Raw genomic sequence first — 17,485 nt, forward strand, 5'->3', positions numbered from 1 at the left:
ACGCTCAGCAGCGAAAAGCCGATCAGCATGATGACCGTGCCCGTCACCACGCGCGGGAACAGGCCGAGCAGCCGCCCCATCAGCGGCGCCACCGCAATGCCAAACACGCCCGAGACGATGGACGCGCCAAAGATGCCGGGCAGCCCCATGCCGGGCTCGACACCGATGACGATCATCGGGGCGACGGCCGCGAAGGTCACACCCATCATCACCGGCAGGCGGATGCCGAAGATCAGGAAGCCGAGCGACTGGATGAGCGTGCCGATGCCGGCCGCAAACAAGTCGCAGTTGACGAGGTATGAGAGCTGGTCTTTCGGCAGGCCGAGCGCATTGCCGACAATCAGCGGCACGGCGATCGCGCCGGCGTACATCACCAGCAGATGCTGCAGCCCGAGCGCGAACAGGCGCGGCAGCGGCAGGCGTTCGTTGACGGGATCGACGGCAGTCGCAGGCGTGGGTGTAGGTTGGCCGGGGGATTGGCGCATTGTCTGTCTCCTGGAGCCGCCCCCGTGTCTGTGCCGGGGGCGTGCATGGCACCGGTGTGGCAGCCGTATGTTCGGCCGTCCACGGCATTTGCACGGGGTGATACCGCGCATTTGCCGACATCTTGAAGGGCCGCCCCGACAGATGTCAACAATCCGTACCGTTGTTTGTGTACATATTTTGCGTCCATCACGAGCCGTCGGCGTCGAACACGGCCACCCCTTGATAGAGGGCACCCCGCGCAAACTGTGCCCGATACAGCACAACGCAGCGCAACATGCCGCGACCGTCCAGCGCCAGCACCAGTTCGTAGTGGCTGCCGCCAATTGGGCTACCGCCCCGACAGATTGCACCGGGCAGCACGCCGTATTGGATGATGGCAAGTCTGGCCGCGTCACCTTCGACCCGCACTTCCAAGTGGCCGTGCAACTCCAGGCGGCCGGCACGCCACACCATATTGAGTGCGCCGGTTGCGCTGCCGGGTGGGTGGGCGCCGTTGATGGAGGTCGGCGTAGTGAAGACCCCACCGCAATCGAAGAGGCTACGTGTCGACGGCGGCACGTCCGCCGACTGCACCACGGCGTAGTGACAACCGCCGCCCACCGCGCTCAGCGCATGCACCTGGGTACCGAACCGCGCGATGCCGTGCACCCAGCGGCCATGGGCATAGCCGGGCCGGAGATGGAGATCCGCCAGCGACGCGGTATCGCCGATCAGGCGGTAGTCGTTGATGCCAGTGATACCGCCACACGGCACCTGCGCCAGCCATGACACCGTGCCACTGATCTGGCGTGTCTGACTGCCCAGCATGAACCGGGGCGCCGCAATACCATGCTGAGAAGATGCTGAAGTGGAAAACCTTGAGAACCGCGCGTCAGCAATCGAAACGATTTGCTCTTGAACTTCCCGTTTCAAACATTCGACAGATTGAATGCCCCCCCTTTTTTATCCGCCTCTTGCGCGGCGACACCCGCGGGAACATGGCAAAGCGATTGCATGGTGGTCCTTGAAGGAAAGTCCCGCCGCCCGCACTTCTCAACGATGTGCTGCGCAGCGCGCCTCGGCGAGGCACTTCGAGCCTAGGCACCACCTGACCCAATGTTCCAAAATCAACACAATTCAACGCTCAAACCGATTGCACGACTCGCGTAGTTCATCTACCCGCGCAACGCCATGAAGAACCGCCACTACAGTTCCGCCAAGCCCCATCACACCCCGGACGGCTTCCGCAACCGCTACCCGCACGCGCGCGAAGGCGGCAACTTCTGGCAGTGGCAACGTGACCGCCGCCGCCTCGGCCTGCCCAAGCCGCCCACCGCCGACCTGTCTTGCGTGGCGCCCAACCTCGCGGCCATCCACCAGCCACCCGATGTGCCGCAGCTGACGTGGATCGGGCACGAGACGCTGCTGCTGCAGATCGACGGCCTGAATGTGCTGACCGATCCGGTGTTCTCCGAGCGGGCCTCGCCGTTCCGCTTTGCGGGGCCGCGCCGGCACCAGCCGCCCGGCCTCTCGCTCAAGCAGCTGCCGCATATCGACCTGGTGCTGATCTCGCACAACCACTACGACCACCTCGACTTCGCCAGCGTGCGCGCACTGATGCGCCAGCCCGGCGGTGCGCCGACGTTCTTTGTGCCGCTGGGGATCGACCACTGGTTTGCGCGCAACATCCGCGGCACGCGCTTGCACGGCGAGCACGCCAACGTGCGCGCCTTCGACTGGGACGACGAGGCAAGCTTCGGCCCATTCACCGCGCACTTCTGCGCCGTGCAGCACTGGTCTGCGCGCGGACTGACTGACCGCAACCAGACCCTGTGGGGCAGCTGGGCGCTGCTGCATCCGCGCCTGCGCTTCTGGTTCTCGGGCGATCTGGGCTATTCGCAGGACACGCGCGACATCGGCGCGCGCTTCGGCCACTTCGACGTGGCGGCGATTGCAGTGGGCGCCTACGAGCCGCGCTGGTTCATGAAGACGCAACACATCGACCCAGCCGAAGCGGTGCAGGTGATGCTGGACGTAGGGGCGCGGCAGTCCGTGGGCATCCACTGGGGCACCTTCCCGCTCACCGACGAGCCACTCGACCAGCCGATCACCGATCTGGCGATGGCGCTGCAGGCGCACGACATCCCGCAGGAGCGCTTCACGCTGCTCCGCCACGGCGAAACGCGTGTGTGGGATGCCGATGCCGCACGCCTCGTCACGGCGTTGCCCAACGAAAAAGCGCGGCCGCGAGAAGACTCGCTGGCCGCGCAGTAGAACGCTGGCAGGTGTGTTGGGCTGTCGGCGCTGGCTTCAGGTCGGCGTCGGCAGCCAGGCGCGGTCGCGCAGACGGGAGCGGATGCGGGCAATCGCCTGGCTGTGGATCTGGCACACGCGCGATTCCGACACGCCCATCACGGCGCCGATCTCGCGCAGGTTCAAGTCCTGCTCGTAGTACAGGCTCATCATCATCTTCTCGCGCTCGGGCAGAGCCTCGATGGCGGCGACGACCGATTCGCGCAGGTCGTGGTCGAGCAGATGGTCCAGCGGCGTGGAGTCGTTCTCGGCGGCGCGGTTCTCGATGAAGGCGTCGGCGTCTTCGCGGTCGAAATCTTCGTAGTACAGCAGCTGGCTGCCCTGCAGCTCCACCAGCAGCTTCTGGTAGTCGGCCAGCGTCATGCTGAGCGCGGTGGCGATCTCCGTCTCCGTGGGCGCTCGGCCCTTCTGCTGCTGGAGCTTCTGGATCGCCTGCTCGATGGTGCGCGCGTTGCGGCGCAGGCCGCGCGGCAGCCAGTCGGAGCCGCGCAGCTCGTCCAGGATGGCGCCGCGGATGCGCTGGGCGGCATAGAACTCGAACTGCACGCCCTGGGTTTCTTCATAGCGCGACAGGGCGTCGAGCAGCCCCATCATGCCGGCCTGGATCAGGTCATCGAGCTCGACGCTGGCGGGCAGCTTCACCATCATCTGGTTGGCGATGCGGCGCACCAGCGGTGCGTACGTGGCCATCTCGTCGGACTTGGTCTTGCGACCGGTTGCGGTGTACATATCCATGCCTGCCTTTGGCGCTTCGTTCATGGTGCGCCTCAATAAACCATCTCGGCCGCGCGCACGGCGGCGCTCGGCGTCGGGTACGACGTTGCCTGTGCCGGCGCGCTGACCGGGTCTTGCGCCGGGTCTTGCTCAGAGCGCTCCAAGCGCGACGGCGATGCGTCGGAACCAAGCGGGGCCTCGGCGCTGGCCCAGCTCAGCATCTCCTCGGCCAGCTGGCGGAAGGCCATGGCCGAAGGCGATGCGGGAAATGCGCTGACGACCGGCTTGTGCAGCGTCAGCGCCAATTCAACGTGCCGGTCATCGGGGATATAGCCGGCAAATTCGATGCGGGTGTTCAGGTACTGGCCCACGGTGTTCGACAGGTTGCTGAACACGCGCACGGCGCTGTCCACCGAATGCGCACCGCTGATGACGGTGCGGATGCCGCCGCCACCTTGCAGCGCGGCGGTCTTCTTGAGCAGGGTGTAGGCGGTCTTGATGCCCTCCGGCTCGTCGGGGAACACCAGCATCACGTCGTCGCACGACTCGGCCACCGTGCCCAGCGCGCGGCTGCCGAAATGCGCGGCCACCAGCGTCACGTCAGCGGAGTCGTCGTACTGCTCGAGCATGCCGGCCACCGCCAGGATGGTCTGGGCGCTCACCACGGCGGCGTCGCGCCCCATGGTGGCGAGCGCGGCTCGCAGGTTATCGACCACGTCGTCGACCTGCTCCTCTTGCGCAATCACCAGCACACGGCGGCACTGCGATTGCCGCAGCATGCGGCGCAGCCCGTCGGCTTGATCCTTGGCGAACGGCGTCGTCATCGCGCGACCCCCTGTTGTTGTTCTCAAGCGAAATCGAATGCGGCCAGGCCCGGTTCGCGGCTGCGCGTGGCGCCTTGCGCCACCAACAGCGATTCTTCCGACTCCAGCGCAAACGAAGACTGCTCGGCACCCGCGCGGAACGAGCGATGCACCAGCAGCTTCTTGTTCGGCACCGCGATGTCTTCCGGCACGCGCTGGCCGTACGACACGTAGTGCAGCGGCAGGCGGTGGCGGATCATCACGTCCACGGCGTGGCCGACCGAGCCCGCTTCGTCGATCTTGGTGAGGATGCTGCCGGCCAGGTTGGCGTCGCGGTAGGCGCTCACCACTTCGTCCAGGGTCTTGCCGTTGCTGGTGGCGTTGAGCAGCAGCAGGCGCTTGATGGCGGGGCCGGCGTTGTGCAGCATCGCCATCTGCTCGGAGACAGCGCGGTCGCGCTGGCTCATGCCGATGGTGTCGATCAGCACCACGTGCTTCTCGCGCAGGTCGCCCAGCGCCAGGGCGAGGTCGTGCGCGTCCTTCACGGCGTGCACCGTGACGCCCAGGATCTTGCCGTAGATGCGCAGCTGCTCATGGCCGCCGATACGGTAGCTGTCGGTCGAGAGCAGCGCCACGCGCGAGGCGCCATGGCGCAGCACGAAGCGCGCGGCCAGCTTGGCGGTGGTGGTGGTCTTGCCCACGCCGGTCGGGCCCATCAGGGCAAACACGCCGCCCTGGTCGAGCAGGCTGTTCTCGTCCGTGACGATGGACAGGTTCTTTTCAATCGCGCGCTGCACGAAGTCCAGCGCGCCTTCATACGTGTCGTGCTGCGGCATGTTCTCCAGCACGTAGCGCGTGAGCTGCGCCGAGAACCCCGCGTTGAGCATGGTCTGGAACAAGCGCGTGCGCACCGGGTCGCCCAGCTTCACGCCCAGCGAGGCCAGGCTCGACATGGCGTCGTTGAGCGTGCTCTTGAGCACCTCGATCTCGCCGACCATGCGGCGGGTCATGGCTTCGGTCTCGGCCTTGAGCTCCGCCTTGACCTCAGCCTGGAAGGCGGTGCGCTGCTGCGCGCCCGTGGCGTCGTCGTTGGCGGCGGCTGCGTCGGCTTTGGCCTTCGGCTCGTCCACACGGACGAAAAGATCGGCGTGGTGGGCGCGCTTGCGGGTGTCGGGCTTGGGCGGCTGAGCCTGCTCGATGGCTTCAGCACGGTTGGCGCGAGCTTGCGCTTCCACGCGCTCGGTGAAGGAGCGCAGCGTGCGCGGCTCCGGCCGTTCAACGGGACGCTGCACCGGCAGCTCGGCTTCGGCCTCCACCGCAGCGCGGCGGGCGATGAACTGCGCGGTGCTGGCGAGCGTCTGGGCGGCTTCTTCGTTGGCGCGGTCCAGCGACAGGTTGGCCAGCACGCGGGTGGACGCCAGCAACGGATCGTCGGCCGGCACGGCGGCGCCGAGCACCACGTCGTCGTCGACGCGGGTCTGCAGGGTGCCGCCGGCGGTCTTGGCCGGTGCCTCGTCGCGCGGGGCGCTGCGGCGCGACGCGAAGCGGCTGCGCAGGCGGGCCAGCGCGCTCTGGGCGGGCGATTCGGCGGACATGTCAGCGAGCGATGCTTCGGCGCCGGCCTCGGCAACGGGTGCAGGCTCGGGAATCGGCGCCGGCGTGCTCGGGCGGCGTTGTGCGGCCTTGGGCGCGGTCGAGTGGGTGTCGACCAGCGCGTCCAGATGCGTGTCGGAAGCCGCGATGACCTCGATACCGCCCGGCACGGCGCGGTTCGACAGAATCAGCGCGCCATCGCCCAACTGATCGCGCACCTTGCGCAACACGTCGCGCGACGTCAGTCCGGTGAATCGGTGCATTTTCATGCGCGGCCTCCAAGCATGGCGACAACCTTAATCGTTCGATGATCGGGAATTTCTGCGTGCGAGAGCACGCGCAGGCTGGGTGCGGCGCGCTTGAACAGGCGTGCCAGCATCGGTCGCAGCGCAGGCGGCACCAGCAGGACGCCGGTCTGGCCATGCTGCTCGTATTGGCGCGACGAATCCGTGGCCGCCTGCAGGAGCGAGTCGGCGAGGTGCGGTTCGATCGGGCCGGCGTTGGCGCCAACGATGCTTTGCAGCAAGATGTTCTCCAGGTTCGGATCGAGCGTGACGACCTGCATTTCGGTCTTGTTCGGGAACAGCTGCTGGGCAATCGCCCGGCCCAGCGCGATCCGCACGGCGGCGGTGAGTTCGGCGGGGTCTTGCGTCCTGCCTCCGTGTTCCGCCAGCGTCTCGACGATGGTGCGGATGTCGCGGATGTGCAGGCCTTCGTCCAGCAGGTTCTGCAGCACCTTCTGCACGGTCGAGATGGGCAACAGCTTGGGCACAACGTCTTCGACCAGCTTCGGTGCTTCCTTGGCCAAATGATCGAGCAACTGCTGCACTTCCAAACGGCCGAGAAGCTCGGTGCTATGGGTGTAAATCAACTGATTGACGTGGGTGGCGATGACCGTGCTGCAATCGACCACCGTGTAGCCCTCGGCCTGGGCGCGGTCGCGCACATCGGCGCTGATCCACATGGCCGGCAGGCCGAAGGTCGGGTCCACGGTGGGCGTGCCGGGCAACTGCGTGCTCCAGCGCCCATCCGGCCCGCCCGGGTTGATGGCCAGGAACTTGCCCTGCTGCACCTCGCCGCTGCCGATCTCCACGCCCTTGAGCGTGATGCGGTACGACGACGGGCCCAGCTCCAGGTTGTCGCGGATGTGCACCACCGGCGCCAGGAAGCCCATGTCCTGCGTGAACTTCTTGCGGATGCCCTTGATGCGGCGCAGCAGCTCGCCGTCCTGGCTCTTGTCGACCAGCGGAATCAGGCGGTAGCCGATCTCCAGGCCCAGCACGTCGACCCACGCCACGTCGTCCCAGCTGGCTTCGGGCGTGTCGACCGGGGCGATGGCCTGCAGCACCGGCTCGGGCTCGGGCGTCTCGCGCTTCTTCTTCAGGGTCCAGCCGGTATAGCCCAGCAGGCCACCAAACAGCAGGAACGGGAAGTGCGGCATGCCCGGCACCAGGCCCAGCAGGCCGATCACGCCGGCGGTGGTCAGCAGCACGGTCGGCATGCCGAACAGCTCGCCGGCCAGCTGCTGGCCGACGTCCTTGTCGGTGGACACGCGGCTGACCATGATGCCGGCCGCGGTGGAGATCACCAGCGCGGGAATCTGCGCGACCAGGCCGTCGCCGATGGTCAGCAGCGTGTAGTTGGTGGCGGCGTTGCCGATGTCCATGCCGTGCTGGAGCACGCCCACGGCCAGCCCGCCGATCACGTTGATGAACAGGATGGCGATACCCGCCACCGAATCCCCGCGCACGAACTTGCTGGCACCATCCATGGAGCCGAAGAACTCGGCTTCCTGGGCGATGGTCTGGCGACGCTTGCGGGCTTCGTCTTCGCGGATCAGGCCGGCGTTGAGGTCGGCATCGATGGCCATCTGCTTGCCGGGCATCGCGTCGAGCGTGAAGCGCGCGCTGACCTCGGCAATCCGGCCCGCGCCCTTGCTGATCACCATGAAGTTGATGATCACCAGGATGACGAACAGCACGATGCCGACGGCATAGTTGCCGCCCACCAGGAAGTGGCCGAAAGCTTCGATCACCTTGCCGGCCGCATCCGGGCCGGTGTGACCTTCCATCAGCACCACGCGGGTGGAGGCCACGTTGAGCGACAGCCGCATCAGCGTGGTGATCAGCAGGATGCTCGGGAACGACGAGAAATCCAGCGGCTTGAGCGTGTGCATGCTGATCAGCAGCACGATGATCGACAGCGCGATGTTGAATGTGAACAGCAGGTCCAGGATGAACGGCGGCAGCGGCAGCACCATCATCGCCAGGATCAGGATGATCAGCACCGGGCCGGCGGCCGAGCGGTAGTCGCTCCGGCGCAGGAAGTCGGAAACTCGGAGCAGTGCGGCGTTCATCGTCGGTTACGGGTCACGGCGGAGCGTCAGCGGGGGGCTTTTTCGATGCATGCCATCTTGCCGGGGGACCCACCAAATCGAAGACGGGAGAAAGCCGCCCAAAAGGCGGCTTTTCACTGAAATACCCTCCCATCGAGGGGTGTGGAAGCGGCGGCTGGCGCCGCCTGGCGCGAGCAGGCCCTTGGGGATCGCAGATGCAACGCACAAACCACCGCTCGCAAGGGAAAAGGGAGCGATCGCAAGGCTTTTTGCCAAGCGCGCGATGCTTTTAGCCTTGCGCGCGACGCCTTTTTGCTTTGCGCATGCCCCTTTTTGCTTTGCGGCCGGAGCCTGTAGGCTTTGCAACCCGAGCTTTTTGCCTTGCGACCGGAGCCGCAGGCTTTGCGATCGGGGCTTTTTGCCTTGCGGCCGGAGCTCGCAGCCTTTGCGATTGGAGCTTTTTGCTTTGTGACTGGAGCCGCAGCCTTTGCAATCGGAGCTTTTTGCTTTGCGAACGGCGGTTTGGGCTTCGCGCGGGCGGCGGGCGGCGTTTTAGGCGACGTTTCAGGCGTTGTCGGCTTCGTCTTCCGATCCGACTTGCGGCCCCGGGTCCATGTCGGCCGGCACCGGCAGGTCGGTCGGTCGGGTCGGCGCACGGCCGCCGTGCATGCGCATGCGGCGCAGCTGGTAGACGTAGGCCAGGACCTCGGCCACGGCGGCATACAGCGCCTCGGGAATCTGGTGGCCGATCTCGGTATGGCGGTACAGCGCCCGCGCCAGTGGCGGCGCCTCCAGCATCGGAATCTTGTGCTCGGCGGCCAACTCGCGGATCTTGGCGGCCACCAGGTCCGTGCCCTTGGCCAGCACGCGCGGCGCGCCGCCCTCCTTCTCGGAATAACGCAGCGCCACGGCGTAGTGGGTCGGGTTGGTGACGATCACGTCCGCCGTGGGCACGTCGGCCATCATGCGGCGCTGGGCCGCCTGACGCTGCATGGCGCGGATGCGGCCCTTGATATGCGGATCGCCCTCGGACTCGCGGTGCTCCTTGCGCACCTCTTCCTTGGTCATGCGGTGCTTGCGGGCGTATTGCCACAGCGCCAGCGGCACATCCACCGCGGCCACCACCAGCATCACGCCGGCCATGCACAGGAAGGCCACGCCGGTCGCGTGCAGGGTGTCGCCCATGGCGGCGGTCAGGTCCTGGCGCGGCAGCTCAATGAAGCTGTCTCGGTAGTGCCGGATCAGCCACCAGCCCACCAGGCCCACCAGCGCCAGCTTGGCCAGCAGCTTGGGCAGCTCCAGCAGGCCTTGCACGGAAAACATCCGCTTGAGCCCCTGCAGCATGATGATGCGGGTGATATCGGGCGTGAGCGGCTTGAACGAGATCGCCCCGCGCGTGAGCGCCAGCGGCGCGAGCGCCGCCACCACCAGCAACAGCATCAGCCCGCCCAGCACCATCGCCAGCGGAGTGAACTGCGCGCCCACGTAACTCCACTGCTCGTGCGCGCGGGTGTAGTCGTAGCGGTGGAATTCCAGGCAGCGCGCCAGGAACGACGCCGCCGCGCGCACGATCGACTCGCCCATCACCCAGACCCCGCCCGCGCCCACCATCAGCAGGACGAACGACGCCAGCTCCCGCGATTGGGGAACGTCGCCTTCCTCGCGCGCCTGCTCGAGGCGCCTCGGTGACGCGGGTTCGGTTTTTTCGAGATCGCTTTCTTCGGACATGCCGGGTGCGCGAGGGGTGGGTGGACGGCGTTGGCGCTTTGGCCGATGGTCGCATTATTGCGGCACGCCGCGCCACCCGAAGCATGGAGAAAGCCGCTGCGGACGTGCCTTTTCCACGGAATGGCGCACGCGCATATCGACCTGCGGAAAACTTCGTGGCCCCGCCGGCGAGGTCTCAATAGCATGACCCGTTCTTCACATAGCCCCACATCAGAACGGACCAACCGTCATGTCCCCCGATCGAGCCATCTCCCCCGCCTTGCCCCGCCGCCAGCGCCTGCTGGCCGCCCTGCTTGCCGCCGCCATCGCGACCTTGTCCGCCTGCGGCAGCGATGCGCCGCCCGGCACGTCCACCGGCACGGTTGCAGACAACGGCACGCCCACCACCCCCGCCCGCAAGCCCAACATCCTCTACATCATGGCCGACGACCTCGGCTATTCCGACATCCACGCCATGGGCGGCGAGATCGACACGCCCAACCTCGATGCGCTCGTGCAATCGGGCCGCCTGCTGACCAACCACCACGCCGGCACCGTCTGCGCCATCACGCGCGCAATGCTGATCTCCGGCACCGACCACCACCTTGTCGGCGAAGGCACCATGGGCGCGCCCAACGACGAGCGCGTCGGCCTGCCCGGCTACGAGGGCTACCTGAACGACCGTTCGCTCTCCGTCGCCCAACTGCTCAAGGACGGCGGTTACCACACCTACATGGCCGGCAAGTGGCACCTGGGCAGCGGCATTGCCGGCAGCGCCGTCAACCTGGGCAAGACACCTGACCAGTGGGGTTTCGAACGCTCGTATGCGCTGCTGCCGGGCGCGGCCGGCAACCACTTCGGTCATGAGAGCGCCACCGGCAAGAACTACGTGGAAGACGGCGCCTACGCGCAACCCGGCCAGCCGGGGCAACCGGGTGGTACTGGCGGCAGCCCGGCGGTGTTCTATTCGACGGACTTCTACACGCAAAAGCTGATCGCCTATATCGACTCGCACAAGGGCGACGGCAAGCCGTTCTTCGCCTATGCGGCCTACACCTCGCCGCACTGGCCGCTGCAGGTGCCGGACCCGTGGCTACACAAATACGCCGGTCGCTACGACGCGGGCTACGACGTCATCCGCAACGCACGCATTGCGCGGCAGAAAGCGCTCGGCATCATCCCGGCGGATTTCACGCCGTTCGGCGGCCTGCCGGATGCCACCACGCGCTCCCCCGCCACGCCCAACAACGGCACGGCCAGCGCGCGCTATATCAATACCGACCACGGCCCCGCCCAGGGCTACACCGACTACGGCCCCGGCTTCGTCAACAAGAAATGGTCCGACCTGACGCCGCTGGAGCGCAAGGCGCAGGCGCGCTACATGGAGATATACGCCGGCATGGTCGAGAACCTCGACTACAACATCGGCCTGCTGATCCAGCACCTGAAAGACATCGGCGAATACAACAACACCTTCATCATGTTCCAGTCGGACAACGGCGCCGAAGGCTGGCCAATCGATTCCGGCGCCGACCCGAAAGCCACCGACGAGGCCAACGCCACCGAACCGGTCTATTCGCAGCTCGGCGCCGACAACGGCCTGCAAGCCGCCAAGCGCCTGCAGTACGGCCTGCGCTGGGCCGAGGTGAGCGCCACGCCGTTCAACCTGGTGAAGGGGCACGCGGCAGAGGGTGGCGTATCAGTACCGGCCATCGCGCATCTGCCCGGCCAGGCCCAGACGCTGCCGCCCATCACGCGCTTCACGCACGTGACCGACAACACCGCCACCTTCCTGGCCGTGGCGGGCATCGCGCCGCCGTCGCAGCCGGCGCCTGCCGCCGTGGACGGCACCGGCATCGACCAGAACAAGGGCAAGGTGCAATACGGCAACCGCGCGGTGTATCCGGTGTCGGGCATCTCGCTGCTGGCGTCGCTCAACCAGAGCGCGGACGCCGGCCCGATCCACACGCAGCCCTTTGGCGACGAATCGTATGGCCGCGCCTACCTGCGCAGCGCCGATGGGCGCTGGAAGGCGCTCTGGACCGAACCACCGCTGGGCCCGCTCGACGGTCACTGGCAACTGTTCGATCTGTCCACCGACCGTGGCGAGACCACCGATGTGTCCGCGCAATTCCCGGACGTGGCGGCCGCGCTGTACCAGCAGTGGCAGGGCTACATGCGCAGCGTCGGCGGTGTTGAACCGCTGCGCCCGCACGGGTTCTACTGATGGGCGCTGCGCACAAGCCCGTGCGGTGGGTGCTGGCGGGCGCGGCGCTGGCGGCGGCCGGCGCCCTCCTGCTGCACCCGGCCGGCGCCAACCTGGCCGCCCACGCCGCCAACCTCGTGAATTCTCGTACCACCCCGCACCTGCCGCTAGGCACGCCCGAAGCCTGTGGCCGGTACGCCGGCCTACCCCCCGGCTGGCGCAAGGACGTACGGGCCGGCATGGTGCACGTGACGGGCGGCAGCTTCACCTTCGGCAGCACGCTCGGCTACCCGGATGAGCGCCCCGCCCAGGGCGCCGGCAAAACACGCGTGTCGAGCTTCTGGATCGACCAGACCGAAGTCACCAACGCTCAGTTCGCCGCCTTCGTCGCGGCCACCGGCTACGTGACGGATGCCGAGCACCAGGGCGGCGCAGTGGTCTTTCACGTGCCGGACTCGGCTGAGCTGCAAGGACGCCCCTACGCGTGGTGGCGTTGGGTCAAAGGCGCCGACTGGCGCCACCCGACGGGGCCAGACAGTGCGCTCACCGGCGCCGACAACCAGCCCGTCACGCGTGTCACGCAGGCCGACGCGCTGGCCTACGCCCGCTGGCTTGGCCACGACCTGCCCACCGAAGCCGAATGGGAATACGCCGGCAAGGCCGGGCACGACGGTGCCGACCTGGAGAAGGCCCCGCGCGACACGGGCGGCAAACCCGCCGCCAACTACTGGCAGGGCATCTTCCCCGTGCTCGACACGGCAGAGGACGGCCACGCCGGCATCGGCCCGGTCGGCTGCTATGCCGCCAATGGTTTCGCCTTGTACGACATGATCGGCAACGTGTGGGAATGGACGCGCGACGCCTACACCGGCGCGCACCAGTCGCATGCCAATGGCGACACGCGCGTGGCCGCTGCGCTGGACCAGCCGCAAGGGCTCGGGCGCAACCGCGGCCAGCCGAACCGGCCTATTGTCATCAAGGGCGGCTCGTTCCTGTGTTCGCCGGACTATTGCGTGCGCTACCGGGCCTCGGCGCGCGAAGCACAGGAGGCGGACCTGCCCGCCGCACACATCGGATTCCGGACGATCCTGCGGGACTGAAACACGGCGCGTGGCAACGACGGCCGGGGCAGCGGCGTTTATACTCCCCGGCTGGTTCTACGGCCGCCGGGCGACATGCCCGCACGGCCCTCGCCCTTGACCGATTCATGGCCTCGTCCTCCGAAACCGCCGCCGCCTCCGCCCGCCCCAAGCGCAAGAACGACCCCGAGCGCACCCGCGCCGACATCCTCGCTGTCGCCACCGAAGAGTTTGCCGAGCAGGGCTTCAGCGGTGCACGCGTCGACATGATTGCCGAGCGCACCCGCACCACCAAGCGGATGATCTATTACTACTTCGGCAGCAAGGAAGGCCTGTACCTGGCTGTGCTGGAGAAGAAATACGAAGAGATCCGCGCGTTCGAAAGCACGCTGCACCTGACCGACATGGACCCCGAGGCGGCCATGCGCACGCTGATCGCCGCGACCTTCGACTATCAGGAAAGCCACCCGGACTTGGTCCGGCTGGTGGCGGTGGAGAACATCCACAACGCGCGGCATCTGGCGCAATCGAAGACGATCGCCAACCTCAACGTGACCGTGGTCGAGACCATCCAGGCGCTGCTGGCGCGCGGGCGCGCGTCGGGCGTGTTCCGCGCGGATGTCGACGCGCTGGACCTGCACCTGCTGATCACATCGTTCTGCTTCTTCCGTGTATCGAACCGCGCCACGCTGGAGACGGCCTTCGGCCTGAAGCTGGGCGCCCCCAAGACGCGGGCGCGCCACAAGCAGATGCTGTGCGATGCCGTCATCCGTTACCTCAAGGGCGACGGCCCTGCGCCCGTCTGATCACGCGTCCTGCTGCACCTTGCGTGGCGCCATGTAGTAGAGCCACGCCAGCGCGATGAAGTACACGCTCGGGATCATGACGAACAGCACCTCGTAGTGGTTGTGCGTGACGGTCAGCACGTAGCCGACCAGCTGCGTCATGAACATCCCGCCGATGGCGCCCACCATGCCGCCAAAGCCAAACACCGAGCTGACGACGTGCTTGGGCGTGTAGTCCATCACCAGGCTCCAGATGTTGGCCGTCCACGCCTGGTGCGCGCCCACCGCCAGCGCGATGGCGATCACCGCTTGCCACAGGCTGTCGGCCGACACGGCAAGGATGATCGGCAGGATGCACAGCGCGCAGACCAGCATCGACACCAGCCGCGCGCGCACCGCCGCCATGCCGCGCCCGATCAGCCAGGACGACAGCGCCCCGCCCGCAATGCTGCCAATGTCGGCCGTGAAGTAGATCACCAGCAGCGGCAGGCCGATCTGCGTGACGCTGATGCCGAGCTGGTACTGCTGGTTGAGGAACGGCGGCAGCCAGTACAGGTAGAACCAGAAGACCGGCGCGGTAATGGCGAAGGCCAGCGCAAACGCCCAGGTGCCGCGCATGCGCAGGATTTGCGAGTACGGCACGCGCTGCGCGGGGGTCTCGCCCTCCTTGGCGCCGTCACGGATGTAGCCAAGTTCCGTGGCGCTCACGCGCGGGTGCGCGTCGGGGTTAAAGTAGTTGCGCAGCCAGAACACCACCCACACGAGGCCCAGCGCCCCCACCACCAGGAACACCGCACGCCAGCCCCACACCTGCAGGATGAACGGCAGCATCAGCGGCGTGAGCATGGCGCCCACGTTGGTGCCCGCGTTGAAGATGCCGGTGGCCATGGCACGCTCGCCGGCCGGGAACCACAGCCGCGTCGCCTTCACGCAGGCTGGGTAGTTGGCGGCTTCCGTCAGCCCCAGGAAGAAGCGGCACACCATGAAGCCGACCGCCGACGTCGCCAGCGCGTGCGCGCCTGCCGCCGCGCTCCACAGCAGCACCGCCAGCAGGAAGGCACGGCGCACGCCCACCTTGTCGATGAAGCGGCCCTGCGCGGCAAACCCGATCGCGTAGCCAACCTGGAACCAGAAGTTGATGTTGGCGTAGTCCTCGGCCGTCCAGCGCATGGCCTTGGCCAGAATCGGCTGCAGCACGCCCAGCGCGGCACGATCGATGTAGTTGAGCGTGGTGGCAAAGAACACCAGTGCCAGCATGCCCCAGCGCACGCGGCCCACGGCAAACGCCGCGCGGATCTTGTCGCCAATGGGCGCGCCAAACGGCGTCATCGGCAAGGCTTCCTTGTTGATGGACATGGTGGTCTCCGTCCATGCGGGGCTCGACGGCCCCGTCATGTTGGTAGTGGGAAAGCGCGGCGGCTCAGGCAGCCGGCTTGGCGGCCAGCAGCACGAGCGCCTGCAGCGCGAGCGCATAGCCGCCCACGCCCAGCCCCGCCATCACCGCGCATGCGGCCGGCGCGATGAAGGAGTGGTGGCGGAACGGCTCGCGCGCGTGCACGTTCGAGATGTGGTACTCGATGACGGGCACGTCCGCACCCTTGATGGCGTCATGCAGCGCGATCGACGTGTGCGTATAGGCGCCAGCGTTGAACACGATGCCGAGCACGCTGCCCTCCGCCCGACCACGGCCAGCTTCATGGATCCAGTCGATCAGCTGCCCTTCATGATTGGACTGGCGGCATTGCACGTCGTAGCCGAGCCGGGCACCGGTCTCGCGACAGAGGCGCTCGACGTCGGCCAGCGTCTCGTGGCCGTACACGGCGGGCTCGCGCGTGCCGAGCAGGTTCAGGTTGGGGCCGTTGAGTACAAGGATGGTTGGCACTGCGGTCTCCTGTCGGGCCGGTAGCCGGCCTCTTGATGGGATGACGATACGGCGTGCAAGCCCGTCAGCATGGACGGCCGCAAATCCTGAGCCACGTCGATCCCTCGCTTCGGTTCATTTTGTACGAACCAGTACGTTTACGTTATCACAGGATGACGAAAGCCAGTCAACCGGCAAAACCCTAGGAGAACAGCGGCGGCGTGAAGATGTGTGCTGTAAGCGACTCAGGTGTGGGCCGCGCACCGAACCGCGTGGGCCAGACAACGCGAGCGCGACGGTGCGTCCAGCTCTGCGGCCGGTCCGCCGCTAGGTGTGATCAGCCGTCCCGTGCGGGCTGGGCGGCTCCAGCGCCCGCAACAGTTGCGCAGTGATGCTCGACGGATGCACCACCGCGCCGCCATGGCGCGCGATGAAGTGCCGCGCATCGGCGTCATTCAGGAAGGCCGGAAGGTTGCCGCGGCGCATTGGTCCCGGCACGTCGGACTCCCATACGTAGACCGCCTTCGGCGCCGCAATCCAGCGCCCATCCCCCTCGGCGCGCACGTAGCTGGCGACGATCTCGGTGGCCTGCCGCCCGGCCGCATAACGCGGCAGGTTGCGCAGATAGATGAACAGGCTCAACGGCGAATCAAAGAAGTAGGCGTCGCCATCCGCAAAGATCACCTGCGCGGCCCAGTCCGGCACACGCGATGGGAAGGCCCCGCACACCGGGCAACGCGCGCCGGGCGGGATCGCGCGCGGCGCGTCCAGTGCAACGCCGGAGCGCGCATCGTAGGGTGTTGGCGCGGCGACGAAGCAAATCTCGGTGGGCACCTGAGGCTCGGCACGGCGACTGGCATGGCCCGCGTACCACCAGAGCGGCGCCAGCACGATGATCGCGAGAAGAACCAGCCGGCGCAGCCGCACCACTACATCCGCCCGTCGTGCTGCGCGCCGCCGCTGAGATCGACCATCTCGGGCGTCACCTCGGCGTAGCGCAGCAGCTTGCCGCCATCGCGGGCCATGAAGGTGCGCGCATCGGCCTCCTGCCGGAAGCTGGCAACGGTCGGCCCCATCGAGCCATGGCGCCGGCTGCCGAACACGTAGTAGCCCGTCCGGGCGTCGAACCAGTGACCGCGCGGGTGATCCCAGTCGGCCAAGGCCATGTCCTGCACGAACACCGCCCGGATCTGCCGGGCCTGCTCGGGCTTGAGCAGGGTGTTGAACATCTCCACCGTATCGCAGCACCAGTGCGGCTTCGGATCGCCCAGGTAGTACAGCTGCGCCTTGGGGCCGGGATAGTCGGCCAGCAGCATGCCATCCAAGTCGCAGGTGCTGGCTGAATCGACTTCGGCGGGGACGGGTGTGGCCTCGGCTTGCCGGCCGCACGCAGCGAGGGCGGTCAGGGTGATCACGCCGGCAGACCCGGCCAGGGCAGCCACCAACAGGCGGCGACGATCAGGGTTCATGAACGGAATCTCCAGGCCGCCAGCCCCAGCGGGGCCGCGATCCAGGCCAGCATCGCCGCGCCCATCGCCCAGGGATTGCCCAGGGCCGGCGGCACGATGCTGACCAGACCGTGCATGCCGCGCAGCTGGTCCAGCGAAAACACGTTGAGGATGCG

At 67.2% G+C, this 17,485-nt stretch carries 15 protein-coding genes and 1 pseudogene; 4 read left to right on the forward strand and 12 right to left on the reverse strand.

The window, feature by feature from the left end:
• Both QZ609_RS14985 and QZ609_RS14990 read right to left on the reverse strand, forming a co-directional pair.
• On the reverse strand, positions 1-485 hold a 485-nt coding region (locus QZ609_RS14985; RefSeq protein WP_295496283.1), incomplete at its 3' end, for a solute carrier family 23 protein.
• Positions 486-672: 187 nt separating this feature from the next.
• Positions 673-1,293 carry a hypothetical protein gene (locus QZ609_RS14990; protein WP_295496286.1) on the reverse strand — a complete coding sequence of 207 codons (621 nt, stop codon included), beginning with the start codon at positions 1,291-1,293 and terminating at the stop codon, positions 673-675.
• Positions 1,294-1,656: 363 nt separating this feature from the next.
• On the opposite strand from QZ609_RS14990, the gene QZ609_RS14995 reads away from it, so the two are divergent.
• Positions 1,657-2,739 (forward strand): MBL fold metallo-hydrolase, encoded by a 1,083-nt coding sequence (locus QZ609_RS14995; RefSeq protein ID WP_295496289.1) that lies wholly within the window; start codon positions 1,657-1,659, stop codon positions 2,737-2,739.
• Positions 2,740-2,775: 36 nt separating this feature from the next.
• On the opposite strand, the gene QZ609_RS15000 is transcribed toward QZ609_RS14995, so the two are convergent.
• The 5 genes from QZ609_RS15000 to flhB all read right to left on the reverse strand — a co-directional run bounded on the left by QZ609_RS15000 (position 2,776) and on the right by flhB (position 9,951).
• Positions 2,776-3,537 (reverse strand): RNA polymerase sigma factor FliA, encoded by a 762-nt coding sequence (locus QZ609_RS15000; protein ID WP_295496292.1) that lies wholly within the window; start codon positions 3,535-3,537, stop codon positions 2,776-2,778.
• An 8-nt stretch (positions 3,538-3,545) separates the two neighbouring features.
• Positions 3,546-4,316, reverse strand: coding sequence for a MinD/ParA family protein (locus QZ609_RS15005; protein ID WP_295496295.1), 771 nt, complete (start codon positions 4,314-4,316; stop codon positions 3,546-3,548).
• Between the two features lie 23 nt (positions 4,317-4,339).
• On the reverse strand, positions 4,340-6,157 hold the full coding sequence (flhF, locus tag QZ609_RS15010) for a flagellar biosynthesis protein FlhF (RefSeq protein ID WP_295496298.1): 1,818 nt from the start codon (positions 6,155-6,157) through the stop codon (positions 4,340-4,342).
• Entirely contained in the window at positions 6,154-8,244 is a 2,091-nt protein-coding gene (gene flhA / locus QZ609_RS15015) for a flagellar biosynthesis protein FlhA (RefSeq protein WP_295496301.1), read from the reverse strand. The genes flhF and flhA overlap by 4 nt, the downstream gene beginning before the upstream one ends.
• Positions 8,245-8,787: 543 nt before the next feature.
• Positions 8,788-9,951 carry a flagellar biosynthesis protein FlhB gene (gene flhB, locus QZ609_RS15020; protein ID WP_295496304.1) on the reverse strand — a complete coding sequence of 388 codons (1,164 nt, stop codon included), beginning with the start codon at positions 9,949-9,951 and terminating at the stop codon, positions 8,788-8,790.
• Between the two features lie 229 nt (positions 9,952-10,180).
• Here flhB and QZ609_RS15025 point away from each other — a divergent pair, with 229 nt between their 5' ends.
• The 3 genes from QZ609_RS15025 to QZ609_RS15035 all read left to right on the forward strand — a co-directional run bounded on the left by QZ609_RS15025 (position 10,181) and on the right by QZ609_RS15035 (position 14,021).
• Positions 10,181-12,157 (forward strand): arylsulfatase, encoded by a 1,977-nt coding sequence (locus tag QZ609_RS15025; RefSeq protein ID WP_295496306.1) that lies wholly within the window; start codon positions 10,181-10,183, stop codon positions 12,155-12,157.
• A gap of 20 nt (positions 12,158-12,177) precedes the next feature.
• Positions 12,178-13,236 (forward strand): formylglycine-generating enzyme family protein, encoded by a 1,059-nt coding sequence (locus QZ609_RS15030; protein WP_295496321.1) that lies wholly within the window; start codon positions 12,178-12,180, stop codon positions 13,234-13,236.
• Between the two features lie 107 nt (positions 13,237-13,343).
• Complete coding sequence (locus tag QZ609_RS15035; RefSeq protein WP_295496308.1) at positions 13,344-14,021, forward strand: TetR/AcrR family transcriptional regulator; 678 nt, start codon at positions 13,344-13,346, stop codon at positions 14,019-14,021.
• Here the strand turns inward: QZ609_RS15035 and QZ609_RS15040 are convergent, their stop codons facing one another.
• The 5 genes and pseudogenes from QZ609_RS15040 to QZ609_RS15060 all read right to left on the reverse strand — a co-directional run.
• Positions 14,022-15,356, reverse strand: coding sequence for an MFS transporter (locus QZ609_RS15040; protein ID WP_295496310.1), 1,335 nt, complete (start codon positions 15,354-15,356; stop codon positions 14,022-14,024). It abuts the gene before it with no gap.
• Positions 15,357-15,420: 64 nt separating this feature from the next.
• Positions 15,421-15,882, reverse strand: a complete 462-nt coding sequence (gene aroQ, locus QZ609_RS15045; RefSeq protein WP_295496312.1) for a type II 3-dehydroquinate dehydratase — start codon at positions 15,880-15,882, stop codon at positions 15,421-15,423.
• 306 nt (positions 15,883-16,188) lie between these two features.
• Positions 16,189-16,788 carry a nitrous oxide reductase accessory protein NosL gene (locus QZ609_RS15050; protein ID WP_295496315.1) on the reverse strand — a complete coding sequence of 200 codons (600 nt, stop codon included), beginning with the start codon at positions 16,786-16,788 and terminating at the stop codon, positions 16,189-16,191.
• Positions 16,789-16,790: 2 nt separating this feature from the next.
• Positions 16,791-17,330 carry a nitrous oxide reductase accessory protein NosL gene (locus QZ609_RS15055; RefSeq protein WP_295496318.1) on the reverse strand — a complete coding sequence of 180 codons (540 nt, stop codon included), beginning with the start codon at positions 17,328-17,330 and terminating at the stop codon, positions 16,791-16,793.
• Positions 17,327-17,485, reverse strand: a pseudogene (locus tag QZ609_RS15060) (ABC transporter permease); the annotation flags it as partial. The gene QZ609_RS15055 and the pseudogene QZ609_RS15060, both read right to left, overlap by 4 nt.

This window comes from uncultured Ralstonia sp., assembly GCA_913056305.1.
GTDB lineage: Bacteria > Pseudomonadota > Gammaproteobacteria > Burkholderiales > Burkholderiaceae > Ralstonia.